We start from the raw sequence: 13,792 nt of genomic DNA on the forward strand, positions 1-13,792 counted from the left end.
GGCGGGCAACGGCGGGGTCCGGCGCCGTCGCATCGGATTCACAACAAGCCCCGGACCTGGTCAGGCCTGGTCAGACCTGCTGGGGAAGAGCCTTCGCGCTCTGGGCAGCTCGCTCGACCTTGTCCCGGATGACGCTCATCTCCCGCTGGGTGTTGTTATTGATGTTGTTGGTCATCCACTCGTCGTCGACCGGCGCGTCCGGACGCATGTGGAAATCCTGCACCCAGCGCATCCTGGTGCCGGTACCTTCTGGTTCGTAGGTCCATTCGATGTTCATGAACTCGAAGGGGCCTGGTTCGACACGGTGCGCCTGGACGCGGTGCTTGTCCGGATCCAGCGTTCGTTGTGAAACCCAGCTCCATATCTTCCCGTTCGCGTCCGGGTGCATTGTCAGGCGAAACTTGAAAGTCTGGTCGTGGTGTTCGAGAATTTCCACCGAAGCGTACTCGGTGAAAAGATCAGGCCAGCCTTCAAGATTATTGGTGATCGTCCAGACCGGATCGATGTCGGCGTCGATCCAGATCGAGTTCTCCGTGTGCCCGGCCATCGTTCTCCGTTTGGTTGATGATGTTCCTGCTGCTTGTGGCTGTATTGCTGACAACTCACCCGGCCTGTTGGGTATACGCACGCGCGACTGCTCCGGGCAGATGTGCGACCACGGTCCCGGTGGCTACGGAGAAGCTGGTGTGCAGCGCGTGCAGTAGTTCCCGGTGTTCCCGATGTTCGGTGCTGCTCTCGAACTCATGGAACGCGTTCCCGTCCGCCATTCGCTGAAGATGTAGTAGGTGCTGCTGTCGCTCGCGGAACGAATCAGCTATGCACCGAGATTCGCCGGGCGGCTGGCGGCATCGGGAGCGATCTCCAGTCAGGTCTCCTCGAACTCACGCTCCCGGCCCGGCTGGATCTGTTGCGTCAGTATGATCCGGAAAGCGGTGGAATGGCTCATAAGGTCTCTCCGTTCGGGTGTCTGTATTCGTGACCGGAGCACAGCGCCGGCCCGTGGCCATGGCTGATGCGGCTGAATGTGGATGTCGTCCGGGCACACGTCCCCGCGGACGGCGAAGATCTCCGAACGGTCGACGTGGGCCGGCCGATCCCCTCCACCTGGTGGTCCCCGGACTCGGGCCTGTCGGAGCTGCCGGATCGGCTTCCGGACCCCGCGCGCGAGAAGAAGTACGGTCGCACTCTCGTCGGCCCGCTGGAGTGCCGGTCAGGTAGTCACACGTCCTGTTTCGATCAAGAAATTGAGTGCGAAAACGGCTGCTGTCACGACTGCATGTTCCCTCATTTTCATGATTTGACGATATTCGGTTACGAATTCCTGGTCGGCCTTGGAACGGATCCGCCCTATTTGGCCGATGTTCTAGGCGACGTCCGCCCGGACGGCGGTGTTGATGGCGGTGAGGATCTCCGCGAAGGTGTAGTCGACGGGCGGCTCCGCCGGCAATTCGATGCCGAACGTGTCGAAGACTACGGTCTGCAGGTGCAGGTAGGCCAGTGAGTCCACCCCGACCTCCGCGAATGTGACGGCAAGATGATCAGGTCGGTCCTCGGCGGCGAGAACCGTTCGTTCGACGAGGAAGTCGAGCAGACGGTCGGCTGTCCATGGATGTGTCATGGTTCTCTCCTTCCTAATGGAGATCTGGATCCCGACGGCTCTAGTCCGAGACCCATGAATAAAAGTTCCGGGCCATCGCGTCACGCGGGCTGCGCCAGGTATCCGGATCGTACGCGGTGATGTATTTCTCCAGTTTCGTGTTGACGTCGACGAACAGCGGGTGCTCGCGTACTGCAGGCAGGGCGGGAGTCACGTCGTCGGCTGCTTCGATCAGATGAAAATACAGTCCGTGAAAACTGAATAGATCCCGCCGGACGACGCCCAGCAGATGGGGTAGCTGCCCGTCGTCCGATTCCTGAAAGATATCGGCGACCGCGGCTTCGTTGTCAGCATTGATACGAGCTACGATGAGGGTACGATGCGTCATCCGGCGGCCCTGCGCTGGACCACCGGAAGCCAGCCGGAGAATATCGACACTCCTACCCCCTGGTCATATTGAAGAGAAACATAGACGAGCATGCCGCAACGCCGACGCCGGCGCCGCAGGAATTGCCCGTGCGAGTCAACGATCCGACGCCGTCGTCGGTGCTTCCGGTGTCAGGACCGGTTCGGTGGCCGTCACCCAGTCCAGTCCGCAGGAGCGACGCAAGCGTCACTCCGCGAAGGCTGGGGTTCGGCTGCCGATCCGGCCTGCCTCCCTACGGAAGCATGATGTATTGGGCCTACTATGTCTCGCAGTTGGTCTGGCAAGAACATGTAGTGGCAACTTGGTGCCACTGGTGTGGCTCCGCTCGTATAGCGGTGCTATAACCAGCCTCTTTCTGCTGCGAGGATGCCGGCCTGGAACCGGCTGCGGGCGTCCATCCGCCGCATGAGATCAGCGATCATACGGCGAACCGTCCGTACCGACACGCCAAGGTGCCGGGCGGCGGCCTCGTCCTTGGCGCCGAGGCTCAATAGTCGCAGGAGCAGACGCTCGGAGTCGCTTGGACCTGAGTTGTTATTATGTTGTCCATTAGTATATGGAACATTGCTCTTTGGGTTGCCCGGGTTGCCGCTGGCGGAGGAGCGCGTGGTTCCGTTCAGGGCGGTCCCGCCGAACATGGCGTGGTTAAGTCCGGCATGCTGGAGTTCGGCCTGGTCGAGCCCGGCGTGGTCAAGTTCGGTGTGCTGGAGTTCGGCCTGGTCGAGTTCGCCGTCCCGGTCCAGGGGTTGCGCGGTCTTCCAGAGCTGATCGAACAACATCGTGGCCAGGTTCGTCAGCGCCGGCTCCCGGAGCAGCAGCGCACGGGCATGCTCCTCGTTCGGGCCGGGCGTCAGCAGGAGCAGGACGACCTCGCGGTCGACCATGGTCATATCCGCCAGCGGGGCGTCGGTTACCCGCAGGTCCACCCCGTGCGCGTCGGCGGCGCCGCATACGGCGGTCGCATCGTCCCCGTGGGCCGGGCGCGGACAGATACCGCGTACGACGACCCCGCGGTCGAGGGCCTGCAGGACGGCCTGTGTGCATTCCGCTGTCATGACCGACTTGTGCTCGGGCCGGGCGTACAGAACGAGCAGCTCCCGTTCGGCGCCGGCCACGAGATCGAGTAACTGCTCCTCGACCGCCTTCGCGCTCTCCAGGCATGCAACATCAACACTTGGCCCCGTATGCCGGCCCTGCATGTAGTCGGCGACCAGTGTGCTCACTTGCATGCGCGCGCGGATGAGTTCCTCCTGCCGGCGGATGAGCTGATCGTGTTGCTGTCGGAGCAGTTGTTCGAGGGGAACCTCGGGGTGCACCGCGACCAGACGGTCGGGCTTCTCCCGGGAGGGCACCAGGAGCGAGAGTTCGACGAGCCTGTCGCGGGCCTGCCGAATCGTGCTCGTGGAATACCCAAGGGTGATGCTTGCCTCCTCGGTGCTCATGTCCTTCCGGCGTAACCACAATCGGTAGGCCGCGAAAGCGATGTCATCGATGCCGAGAAGATCAAGCACCTTCATCTCCCGAGTCGACTAGTCGACGCGGGCGTTGGCCTCGGGGAGGCCCCGCTGCCGCTCTTCGCTCGTGACCACGTCGAGAGAGTGGCGGACCAGTGCGATCAGGGCTTGCCTGACGGATTCCCGCCGGCGCGCGTCACAGAAAATGATGGGCCGGCGGGAGTCGACGTCGAGGGCGCTGCGGACTTCGTCGAGCCGGTACTCCCTGGCGCCGTCGAATCGGTTGACCGCCACCAGGAACGGAATATTCCGCTCTTCGAAGTAGTCAACCGCCGGGAACGAGTCGGCAAGTCGACGGGTGTCGACCAAAACGATGGCACCGATGGCCCCGAGAACCAGTTCGTCCCACATGAACCAGAAGCGGTCCTGGCCGGGTGTGCCGAACAGGTACAGAATCACGCTGTCGAGCAGGGTGATCCGGCCAAAATCCATGGCGACCGTCGTCGTGGTCTTGGAACTGACCTGGGACGTGTCATCGATGCCGAGGCTCGCCGAGGTCAGGGCCGCTTCGGTCGTGAGCGGGGGAATCTCGCTGACCGTCCCCACGAACGTGGTCTTCCCGGCGCCGAACCCGCCGGCAACTATGATTTTGACCGGGCTGGGCACCGGGCTGCCGGCCGTGTCCGGTCTAGAGGGTCTGTAGTCCATCGAGTACCTTCTCCATCAGCGCCACGTCGGGACGCTCACTCGGTCGGGCTGGGCGGGTGACCCGCACGAGACCGGAGTCGATCATGTCGCCGACGAGGACGCGTGCCACGCCGACCGGTAGGTTGAGCTGTGCGGATATCTCCGCGATCGACTGGATGCTCTGGCAGAGCAGCACGATGTTCCGCTGTTCTAGATCAAGACTTCGGACCATCGCCCGCCCGTGCTCCGTTGTCGACACCAGAGCCACCAGCTCCAGCGCGCGATTGGCCGCCGGCCGCGTCCGGCCGCCGGTGACGGCATAGGGACGGACGACCGGACCTGCGTCGTCGTCGTACCACTCCTCGTCCACCGGTCCTCCTGATCAGGGCTTGGCGATCGTCGCTGAAACTCGTCCCGCTGAAAATCATCCTGTTAGGACTCCGCCGACACCGGCCGGCGTCATTGCGGCAGGGAAGCCCGGCCTTTCGACGACGACCACTTGGCTTGAGCTCCGGTAGGAGCCCCCGCGGGGCGCGACGGAGTAGGCGGAGTATGAGCCGCCGCCGGGGCTCCAGCCCGCTGTCAGCGTGGCAATGCGGCCTGCATTTCGGCGCGCAGCTCGGGGGTGAGGAATTCACCGACACGGATGACCAGCAGCGCCATTTCGTAGGCGATCAGGCCGATGTCGGCACCGGGCGTGCTGAGAATGGCCAGACACGACCCGTCGCCAACCGCCGTGACAAACAGGAATCCCTGCTCCATCTCGACGATCGTCTGGCGGACGTTACCGCCGCCGAAGAAACGGCCGGCACCGCGGGCCAGACTGTTGAAGCCCGAGGCGACCGCCGCCAGCTGGTCGGCGGTTGTCCGGTCTATTCCGTTCGAGGTGGCAAGCAGGAGGCCGTCCGACGACAACACGATGGCGTAGGTAACCTCCGGGACTTTCCTCGTGAGGTTGTTCAACAGCCAGCTCATGTTCTCGGCCGGGCCGATGTGGCGCATTACATCACCTTCTTCGCGTCGTCGCCGCCGTTCGGGTTCGGTCTCTCCTGCAGACCTCGGCCGAAGTTGGACTGGAAGGAGGACATCATTGATCGGATCTCATCCGGCGACCGTGTTCCGGCGAGGAGCGGCGGTGTTGCGGGCTCGGTGAGGGGCGTTCCCCTGAGTTCGGGTGCGAGGCTCGCCCGCCGCTGCCGCTTGGGCAGACCGGTCTCGTCGGGCTTCCCGCCCCGGGCGGCCGGCGCGGCCGATGCCCGGGGAAGCGGGGGGCTGCCGGCCGGGAACGGATCCGTCGTAGGCCCGGTCCTCCTGCGTGCGGGTAGACCGCGCTGCTGCGGAGGATCCAGCGGATCGGCCCACCGGTCCGCCGGCTGCGGCCATCCGGGCTGTGCGGTGGGTGGCTCGTCGTCCCATCGAACGGACGGAAGCAGCGGTGGCGCGGGGCTGCCCGACGGTGGTTCGACCCAGGTACTGGGCTCCACCGGTGGGTTGGACCGCAACAGTCCCCGCGGATGTTCGGTTCCGCTGCCGGCGCCGGTGTCCGCGCCGCCGAGTTCGTCCTGCTCGGAAACGAACCAGCTCGAACGGATTGTGGGGAAGACCGGCAGGTCGTCCATGAGCGGCCGGTCTTCCCCACCACCGCCTGGGGATGGCGTGGTCGATGCGCTCACCGACAGCAGTTCGCCGGTGTCGATGGAGTCATCCAGGGAGATCGAGTCATCCAGGGAGACCGGGTCAGTCAGGGGGAGCGAACCGTTCAAGGATGTCGAGTCACTCAAGGCGATGGAAGCATCCAGGGACGAGTCCAGGGCCGGCGCCTTGACGCGCTCGGGCCTGGACGCTGCCGGCGCTGCTTGCGTGGTCTCGTCGACTTCGCGCAGCAGGCTGCTCGGGAGCAGGACGATGGCCAGGGTGCCGCCGTACGGCGACGGCCGCAGACGGACCTGGATGTCGTGCCGTTGGGCGAGGCGACCGACAACGAACAGGCCCAGTCGCTCACTGGTACGAAGGTCGAAGGGGGGTGGGTTGCTCAGGCGGTCGTTGATCTCGCTGTATTCCTCGTCGGTCATGCCCAGACCGCGGTCCTCGACCTCTATCACGGACCCGTTGGAGACCTCGTGCCCGGACACGTGGACGGGGGTGTGCGGGGGGGAGAAGGAGGTGGCATTCTCGATCAGCTCGGCAAGCATGTGGATCACATCACCGACCGCGTGCCCGCCGATGGCGGAACCGGTGATCGGTAGCACCTTCACGCGGGTGTAGTCCTCCACCTCGGCGACCGCACCTCGCACGACGTCCTTGATCGGGACAGGTCGCCGCCAGCCACGGGCCGGCTTGGACCCGGACAGCACGATCAGGTCCTCGGCGTGGCGACGCATACGGGTCGCCAGGTGGTCGAGCCGGAACAGCTCGGCCAGCTCGTCCGGGTCGGTCTCCTTGCGCTCCAGGGCATCGATGATCTTCAGCTGGCGGTGGATGAGTGCCTGGCTGCGGCGGGCGAGGTTGAGGAAGGTGTCACCGATGCTCTTGCGCATCGCGGCCTGTTCGACAGCGGTGCGCACGGCAACCTGATGGACGGTGCTGAACGCCTCTCCCACCTGTCCGATCTCGTCCCTTGTCCGGACTCCGACAGGGAACACCTCGGCTTCGATCTCCACCCGCTCCCCCTGGTGCAGCCGCTCCACGATGCCCGGGAGTCGGTCGTTGGCGACCTCGAGGGCGGCCCGCCGAAGGCGCCGGAGGTGGCGGATCATGGGACTGGCCACGAGAAGCGCCACACCGATGGACACGACGAGGATGAGCAACACGCCGGCCCCGTTGAGCCAGGCATTCCGACGTGAGTCAGAGGCGATCGACTCGCTCCGGGAGCCGAGGTCGTTGGAGATCCTGCGCTCGACATCATGCATCACGCCGGCCTTTTCGCCGGTAACGCTGAGCCATTGCGTCGGGGGGACGGTGGTCGGACGACCCATCTGCGCGGCGAAGACCGTGCTGTCGCGCATCTGGGCCACGGATTCGGATTTCGTCTGGACGGCCTGGTTGAAGAAGTCCCGTTGCGACTGCGATGCGGTGGCGCGGAACTGTGTGATCCACGCGTCCTCCGCCCCCGCGTTCGACTGGATCAGCTTGATCAGGCCGACGTCGGACTGACGGAGAAAGAGGATCACGGAGACGTAACCGGCCTGTTGCCGCAGGGCCTCTTTCGCTCGGGACATGCTCACCAGTGTTGCCGCCGCGCTCACCAGGTCGGGGTTCTTGCTTCCTGTGGCTACCTGGGCGTTGAGGTCGAGCAGGTCCCTGATGAACGCGGTGTAGAACTCCGAGGTCTTCTCGTTCTGAGCTTCCTGGGTATCGATCAGCCGACGTTGCGTGGTGAGACGGTCGATCTGGCTGTTGATGGCGTCCAGGGAGACGCGCAGGTTCCTGGTGGCGCTGGCCGGAAGATCTGCGGCGCTGGTCCGGTATGTCTCGATGGCCGGGTCGACCTGCTTGCGTATCGCGACCGCGTTGTCGGCGTTGCTCTGGTAGCCGGAGCCGACATAGGACGCGACGGTGAAGCGCTCCTGCTGGAGCGTGTCGACCAGGTCGTTCACCTTGATCGAGAATCCTGCGAGGACCCGGATCCGATCACTTGCGCTGACGTTGTCCAGGTTCGCTCGCACCTGGACGGCGCTGAAAGCGGCCAGTGCTACCAGCGGAACGATGAGAATGGCTACCAACTTGGAGCGGATTGGCCAGTTCTGGAGCATCCGGTCCTCTCATCCGACGTCGTGCCCGGGCGCCTCGTCGGGCAGCGTTCTTCTGTTGCCTTGCGTCCTGGCTGTACTACGGCCCTGACGCGAAGGCGGTAACGCTGTGCTTCCCCCCCCGTAGGCGAGACGACTCTACCCGGGCTATTAAGTCCGAGTTGAGCAGGGGTATACGGCAGGCAGGGAACGGGGCCGAATCGGATCAATTACCGATCATCCATCGATCGTCCGGTAGCGGCCCAAGGAGATGCGCCGGCCTGCGACGGGATACGCCGAGATGATATTCGCGATGGATTGCACGGTTCAGCGATCAACGTTCGTTGTTGTGGTTGGGGAGCTGTAAAAAGGCGGATCGTGGACGGGCAGGTGTTTTCGGTGATTCAGGATTGTGTATCGGTAGACAGCCGAACCGAAAGGCTGTGGACGTCGAACACGCCGAGAATGGTCCGGAATCTGTCCCGAGACTGTCCCGTATGGCCGGCAGAGGCGTGCTCGGGATAAGAATTGCAACATCCAGGTGTCGATCAGGCCACCGGTTGCTCCGGTTGCCGTGAAATCGCCGTGTCGCCGCGAGAGGCGTACCGATCACTGCGGCGGGGTGAGGTGGGTACCGGCTCGAGCGACCACGTGGGCGCCACTGGGCAGCGCCCGCACCCCGCCGGCCGTCCGGACGAGGGGATACACGGCAAAGTGGTAGGCGGCCCCGTCGTCAGGGGCACGCAGGTGCCAACCGCCTCTGATCTCCAGACTGGCGTTGGTGACCTTTGCGTTGCGGGCAGCCGGATCGTCCGGTCCGGTGGGGGCGGCGTCGTGTCGCCACAGCACGCGAGCTTCGGTGATGCCCGGCGGCATCTGGAACGTGAGGACGATCTCGGTGCCGTGGTCGACGGCCTGAAGTTCCCGGATGTGTGGTCCCGGCTGGTGCCGGGTGGAGCGACCGACGACCGCCCTGTCCTCGGCGATGCTGACCGGCGTGTACACCGCCGGCCCGGCGGCCGCGGTGTCGACCAGGCGTCCGCGTCGGCTGGAGCCGACCAGACGTTCCCGCCCTTTCAAGGAAGCGGCGGACAGCTCATGGTCAACCGGGCCGAGCGGCTGCGGCTGCGGGCCTGGCCCGCCGCCCTGGTCGCCGCCGGGGGTTTCCTCCGCGGACGTCCCGGCCATCGCCGGATCGGACGGATCCGCCGGTGATTCGGTGGCATAGATCCGTACCAGCGCGCCGGGCACCGTCGTCCACCGCAGGATCGTCACCCCACTGCTGCTGTCCACCTCAAGGTCCAGGACCGGCCGGGGCCGCACGACCACGGTCACGATCACTTCCACGCCGCCGGTGTGGGCCAGCGCGCCGAAGGGATCCGGGTAGGACACCCGCACCCGGTAGCGGTAGGTGGCTCCGGTCTGCACGTCACGGTCGACATGGCCTCCACTGGACGCGCGGATGCGGCGGATGGCTCCCCGAAACGGTGAGGACTCGTCGAAGGTCCGCTCGATCAGCACGTCGTCGTAGCCCGCATCGAGCTGCCAGGACAGCGCCACGCCGTCGCCGTCCATGAGGGCGCGCAGGTCGGTGACGTCCGGGGTGATCACCAGTGGTGGCGTGCGAACCGGTTTCGACCGTCTGCCGCCGGCTGTCGACATCACCTCGTGCCAGACCGTCACCCCGCGGGGGACACCCGCGTCGGACAGTTCGGTCGAACCGGTCGTGCCCAGGCTGCGCTCGGACCGCCCGCTCGGCGTGGTCGGGTCGGCGACCACCCGCAGGACGCGGAAGGCCACCGGCCCCGACGACGCCGGCGGGGTCCACCGCAGGAGCACAGCGCCGTTGTCCTCTCTGGCGGTCAGGTTGGACGGTGGTGCGAGCATGCCGGGTTCGCTGATGCCGGCAGGGTCGGCGGCCCGCGGCTGCGGGTCGGGCGACACGCTCTCGGCGCCGGTGCTGTCGCCCCTGTCACCGGTGCTGTCGAAGACGGTGCCGAAGGAGTAGCGAGTACCGATGTCGTCACGACGAAGGATCCTCGAGCGCCCGCCGACCTGCGCTGAGGTGGGCTGCGCGGTGGATGGCCGCACCGTGGCGATGTCCGCCATGAGCCCGCGTGCCTGCTGCGAGGTCATGCGGATGCGCGGGTCCTTCTCGAGCAGACCGGTGAGGACGTCGGCCAGCGGACCGGCCAGCCTGGTCGGTAACGGCGGCTGGAACAGGATCGCAGCCACCATCGCCGCGAAGGTCTCCCGGTAGAACGGCGGCCTTCCCTCCACCGCGAAGTAGAGGGTTGCGCCGAGGCCGAACAGGTCGGCTTCCGGGGTGGCGGTGTCGCCGTTCAACCGTTCCGGTGACATGTACGAGGGCGTTCCGAGCACCCCGGTGACGGTGAGGGCGGAGTCGCTGTCACGGGTTGCGATGCCGAAGTCGGTCAGCACCACCCTGCCGTCGGTGCCGATCAGCACGTTCGAGGGTTTCACGTCCCGGTGCAGTATGCCGAAGGCGTGGGCGGCCGTCAGGGCGTCGCTGACCGCGATCCCGATGCGGGCCACCTCGACGACGGGCAGCGGACCGTGGCTACGGACCAGCTGGAACAGTGACTGGGATGGCACGAGCTCCATGACGATCCATGGCAGGCCGTTCTCGACGACGACGTCGAGGATGGTCACCACGTGTCGGTGACCGCGTAGCCTCGCGGCATGCCGGGCTTCTCGCAGCGCCCGCTCGACCCGGTCTGCGCGTTCGGACGAGTCGAGATCGTCGTCGAGGTCGATTTCCTTGAGTGCGGCGTCGGCCAGCAGCACCTCGTCGAAGGCACGCCAGACCGTGCCCATTCCTCCGACACCGAGCCGTTCGATGAGCCGGTACCGGCCGACCACAAGGCGGTTCACCTCTGGAGCGGCAGCCACGTCCCCCCCTCCGTGATCTTTTTCGTGCCGCGTTCTCCCAGTGCAGCATGCCACTTGGATCGGGGCCCGGCGCCTGCGACGTCATCCGAGCAGAAGATGACCGAAGCCGGTTCCGGAAAGCCTGATCAGTGCGTCCCCGCGCAGCGGCGCACCAATGGGGCGGTGCTTTAGTGGTCGGCGAACTGGTGTCGGTGGCCCGGGTGCTGGAGCCGCCGCTGTGACTGGAGGTATCGATGGGCCGGGCCGGAATGCCGCCGCAACTTCGGACAGTAACGGCCGGTGCCGTGGGTCTGATATTCCTGCTCGGCGCGTGTGGCGGAGCCGCCTCCGATGGCCCGCCAACTGCTGTTTCGGACGTATCGGTGACCGCGGCCGGTGCCGGTGCCGGTGCCGGCAGTCTGCCGACAGACTCGCCGACCGACCTGGTGCTGCCGACCCAGACCACCACGACGGCGACTGCGCAGCCCACCGTGACAACCGGTATCGCGGCGTTGCGGGGAACACTCGTCCCCAGGCACTTCCCGTTCCCGAAGGACGCGACTCCCGCGCTCGTCAGTGCCGATGCGAAGGCTACGACGGTCGCGTTGAGTGATGTGACCGCTGACGACGCCATCCGGTACTACCGGCAGTCGATGCCTTCTGCCGGCTACACGTTTCAGCAACAGAATGTCGCCGACGGACAGACGACGCTCACCTATGTGGGGTATGGACAGCGGGTCCAGATCCGCGCGGGCGGTACTGGCAGGGCCCAGGAGGTCACACTCGTCTTCACCGGCGAGTAGCACGCGCATTCCGTGTCCGCAGCGGTGCGCTGTCACGTCGGAGAGATCCGGGGCCAAAGCCGGGTTCCGGACCGGAGCCGGTTCCGGCATCCCGGTAGACGGTCCGGGCCGCCGCGAAGGTGATGATCATAGGTACGCAGGCAAGGACCGTCCACAGCGCCCACCCGCCGGGTGGTGACCATGCCGGATGCGACAGGAACCACAGTGGTCCGTCCGGACCGACCGCGTACCGGTGGCTGTTGGTGATCCATGCGGCGAACTGGCCGACCCCGCTCACGGCGATGACACCGGCCGCGACCGCGGCGGCGCGGGCGGACAGCCGCGCGGGCAGCCGCTCGGCGAGCACCTCCACGGACAGCAGCGGCAGCATCACCAGCGCCGGCAGGACGTATCGGCCCTGCATGCCGAACCCGTTCTGGATGAACACCGTCGCGGCGAGCAGTTCGTACAGGACGACGACCACCAGCAGGCTCCCGGCCAGCAGGGCGCGGTCGTGCCACCGGCCGACCGCGAACGCCGCGAGGAACAGTCCGCCGGCCAGGACGACCCACAGCCAGTACAGGACCGTCGGTAGCAGGACGGACTGCCAGCCGAAGACCCCGATCGTCTGGCGCGCCGGAGCGGCGGCGGATTCGGCGGCGAGCGCCAACCCGTGGCCGAGCCGGCCCCACAGGACGGGGGTACGCAGCGACAGGGCCTGTGTCCAGAGCACCGAGCCGGCGATTCCCACCATGGCAATCGCCGCCGCGGTGGCCGCGGGCCGTCCGGCCCCGCGGAGGCGGTGCAACGCCGTACGTGCGCAGAGACGTCCGATCCAGATGGCGACCGCGAGCGTGACCCACAGCGGTGCCATGGGACGGCTGAGCGCTGTCACGCCCAGGGCGATGCCGGCGATCCACCAGGTCCGTGCCGGCGGCTGGTCGGCTCGGGACAGCCGCAGTGCCGCCGCACCGCAGGCCAGCGCGCCGGCAAGCTCGGCGCCGCTGGCACCGACCTGGGAGCTGAGGAAGATCATCATAGGAGTGACCGCCACCGCGACCCCGGCCAGCAACAGGGGTCGTTGACCGCGCTCCCTTCGGCCATCCAGCAGGAGCCACCCAGCGGTCGCCAACAGCGCTGCCGAGATGAGCGCCGAACCGAACCGGGCAAGAAGGTAGCCGGACTCCACCGACCACGCCGCCCACGTGAGCACACCCTCGGAGATGTACAGCCATGGCGGATAAGCGCCCACGATGCTTTCGACCCGGCCGGGCGGGACGGCGGGGGGCTGGTGCAGGCAGGCCGCGGACACGTCCGGGTGCAGCGCGGTGCAGGGAGGGTTGGTCGTGATCCGCAGATCCGCTGGCACGTCGAAGCTGCGGTAGGCGTTGCGGACCTGTCGCAGCGAATCCTCGTTGAACACTCCGAAGGACTGCAGCGTGGCGAGCGGGACATGCTCGCCGAGTATCTGTCCGCGCCCGGCGGCCACTGCTTTCGCATAGTGGCTCGGCTCGTCCGGAGCGGTTCCCGGTGGATTTGTCAGCGTCCACAGGAAGATCCACCCGGTCAGCGCGGCGAGCAGGAGGGCGGACGCGCCGAGTTTCCGCGGGTAAGACGGCCGAGGTCTTTTCATCGGTGCTTTACATTACCAGGAAAATTTTCTGTGAACAGCATGCAAAATCCTCCCGGCCTGACCCTCCAAATACCCATGGTGCGGAGTAACGGTAGACCTCCGCCGCTTGGCCGGCATCCGGTGAGTGAGCCGGGGGCGGAAAGAGCATGATCGCTTTGCCTTTGGCTCTCCAGATGTCATCTCCGGATATCCGTCGCCGATCTCCAGTGCTCCCGGAATCAGTCGGCGGTGTTCGGATGCGAAGGACTTTCATGTTCGTTCCGTTCTGTTTTGGATGCGTTCGGTGAGATGGGTTGCCAAGCTATTCCTGCAATTAGCGCTGTGGTGTTCGACTGGCAACTCTACGTAATATCGTTCATCTCCCGCTCCGGGAAGAATCTGCTGGTCGTGGTTGCTGCCGGCAGGTGCCGCCGCCACCACTGCGATGCTGCCTGCCGGCCGGACCGCGTTTCGGTAACGGGCCGTATCTGCCGTGATATCTATCTGTGATGTTCGTCCGCGGGGCTCCGTTGCCATTAAGCCGACACCGGGCCTACCGACACGATGCCGGACCGACACGATGCCGGACCGTCCTGGGTCAGGTTCCAACCGC

The 13,792-nt window shown here is 66.0% G+C and carries 12 protein-coding genes; 1 reads left to right on the top strand and 11 read right to left on the bottom strand.

All coding sequences use genetic code 11. The features are described from left to right. Positions 1-70 precede the first annotated feature (70 nt). From CV1CTNOD_RS02475 to CV1CTNOD_RS02520, 10 genes are all read right to left on the bottom strand, one after another. Positions 71-547: an SRPBCC family protein gene (locus CV1CTNOD_RS02475; RefSeq protein ID WP_131784552.1), complete on the bottom strand. Its 477-nt coding sequence runs from the start codon at positions 545-547 to the stop codon at positions 71-73. Positions 548-602: 55 nt separating this feature from the next. Beyond that, positions 603-767 (bottom strand): hypothetical protein, encoded by a 165-nt coding sequence (locus CV1CTNOD_RS27600; protein ID WP_347402878.1) that lies wholly within the window; start codon positions 765-767, stop codon positions 603-605. Positions 768-1,363: 596 nt separating this feature from the next. After that, positions 1,364-1,618 carry an acyl carrier protein gene (locus tag CV1CTNOD_RS02485; protein ID WP_131784553.1) on the bottom strand — a complete coding sequence of 85 codons (255 nt, stop codon included), beginning with the start codon at positions 1,616-1,618 and terminating at the stop codon, positions 1,364-1,366. Between the two features lie 40 nt (positions 1,619-1,658). Further along, positions 1,659-1,985 (bottom strand): TcmI family type II polyketide cyclase, encoded by a 327-nt coding sequence (locus CV1CTNOD_RS02490; RefSeq protein WP_131784554.1) that lies wholly within the window; start codon positions 1,983-1,985, stop codon positions 1,659-1,661. 377 nt (positions 1,986-2,362) lie between these two features. Continuing rightward, a complete protein-coding gene (locus tag CV1CTNOD_RS26200) occupies positions 2,363-3,541 on the bottom strand; it encodes a LuxR C-terminal-related transcriptional regulator (protein ID WP_242606308.1) in 1,179 nt (392 codons plus the stop codon). Between the two features lie 12 nt (positions 3,542-3,553). Then, positions 3,554-4,186: a GTP-binding protein gene (locus tag CV1CTNOD_RS02500; RefSeq protein ID WP_131784555.1), complete on the bottom strand. Its 633-nt coding sequence runs from the start codon at positions 4,184-4,186 to the stop codon at positions 3,554-3,556. Continuing rightward, complete coding sequence (locus CV1CTNOD_RS02505; RefSeq protein ID WP_131784556.1) at positions 4,167-4,535, bottom strand: DUF742 domain-containing protein; 369 nt, start codon at positions 4,533-4,535, stop codon at positions 4,167-4,169. The genes CV1CTNOD_RS02500 and CV1CTNOD_RS02505 overlap by 20 nt, the downstream gene beginning before the upstream one ends. A 212-nt stretch (positions 4,536-4,747) precedes the next feature. Continuing rightward, complete coding sequence (locus tag CV1CTNOD_RS02510; protein ID WP_131784557.1) at positions 4,748-5,167, bottom strand: roadblock/LC7 domain-containing protein; 420 nt, start codon at positions 5,165-5,167, stop codon at positions 4,748-4,750. Continuing rightward, the gene (locus CV1CTNOD_RS02515; RefSeq protein WP_131784558.1) at positions 5,167-7,917 is read right to left on the bottom strand and encodes a sensor histidine kinase; all 2,751 of its coding nucleotides are present in this window, start codon (positions 7,915-7,917) and stop codon (positions 5,167-5,169) included. Before CV1CTNOD_RS02515 ends, CV1CTNOD_RS02510 begins: the two co-directional genes overlap by 1 nt. A gap of 585 nt (positions 7,918-8,502) precedes the next feature. Beyond that, complete coding sequence (locus CV1CTNOD_RS02520; RefSeq protein ID WP_131784559.1) at positions 8,503-10,806, bottom strand: protein kinase domain-containing protein; 2,304 nt, start codon at positions 10,804-10,806, stop codon at positions 8,503-8,505. A gap of 362 nt (positions 10,807-11,168) precedes the next feature. Between CV1CTNOD_RS02520 and CV1CTNOD_RS02525 the strand changes: the two genes are divergently transcribed. Next, positions 11,169-11,588 carry a hypothetical protein gene (locus CV1CTNOD_RS02525; protein WP_131784560.1) on the top strand — a complete coding sequence of 140 codons (420 nt, stop codon included), beginning with the start codon at positions 11,169-11,171 and terminating at the stop codon, positions 11,586-11,588. Here CV1CTNOD_RS02525 and CV1CTNOD_RS02530 read toward each other — a convergent pair. Further along, positions 11,575-13,200, bottom strand: a complete 1,626-nt coding sequence (locus CV1CTNOD_RS02530; RefSeq protein WP_131784561.1) for a DUF2142 domain-containing protein — start codon at positions 13,198-13,200, stop codon at positions 11,575-11,577. The two genes, CV1CTNOD_RS02525 and CV1CTNOD_RS02530, sit on opposite strands and share 14 nt — an antisense overlap. Between the last annotated feature and the right edge of the window lie 592 nt (positions 13,201-13,792).

Origin of the sequence: Protofrankia symbiont of Coriaria ruscifolia, from assembly GCF_900634745.1 — a bacterium.
Taxonomy (GTDB): Bacteria; Actinomycetota; Actinomycetes; order Frankiales; family Frankiaceae; genus Protofrankia; species Protofrankia californiensis.

Coding starts and splice junctions, on each gene's coding strand:
- CV1CTNOD_RS26200 (WP_242606308.1), bottom strand. CDS start 3,541: ATGAAGGTGCTTGATCTTCTCGGCATCGATGACATCGCTTTCGCGGCC.
- CV1CTNOD_RS02515 (WP_131784558.1), bottom strand. CDS start 7,917: ATGCTCCAGAACTGGCCAATCCGCTCCAAGTTGGTAGCCATTCTCATC.
- CV1CTNOD_RS02510 (WP_131784557.1), bottom strand. CDS start 5,167: ATGCGCCACATCGGCCCGGCCGAGAACATGAGCTGGCTGTTGAACAAC.
- CV1CTNOD_RS27600 (WP_347402878.1), bottom strand. CDS start 767: ATGGCGGACGGGAACGCGTTCCATGAGTTCGAGAGCAGCACCGAACAT.
- CV1CTNOD_RS02500 (WP_131784555.1), bottom strand. CDS start 4,186: ATGGACTACAGACCCTCTAGACCGGACACGGCCGGCAGCCCGGTGCCC.
- CV1CTNOD_RS02530 (WP_131784561.1), bottom strand. CDS start 13,200: ATGAAAAGACCTCGGCCGTCTTACCCGCGGAAACTCGGCGCGTCCGCC.
- CV1CTNOD_RS02485 (WP_131784553.1), bottom strand. CDS start 1,618: ATGACACATCCATGGACAGCCGACCGTCTGCTCGACTTCCTCGTCGAA.
- CV1CTNOD_RS02475 (WP_131784552.1), bottom strand. CDS start 547: ATGGCCGGGCACACGGAGAACTCGATCTGGATCGACGCCGACATCGAT.
- CV1CTNOD_RS02490 (WP_131784554.1), bottom strand. CDS start 1,985: ATGACGCATCGTACCCTCATCGTAGCTCGTATCAATGCTGACAACGAA.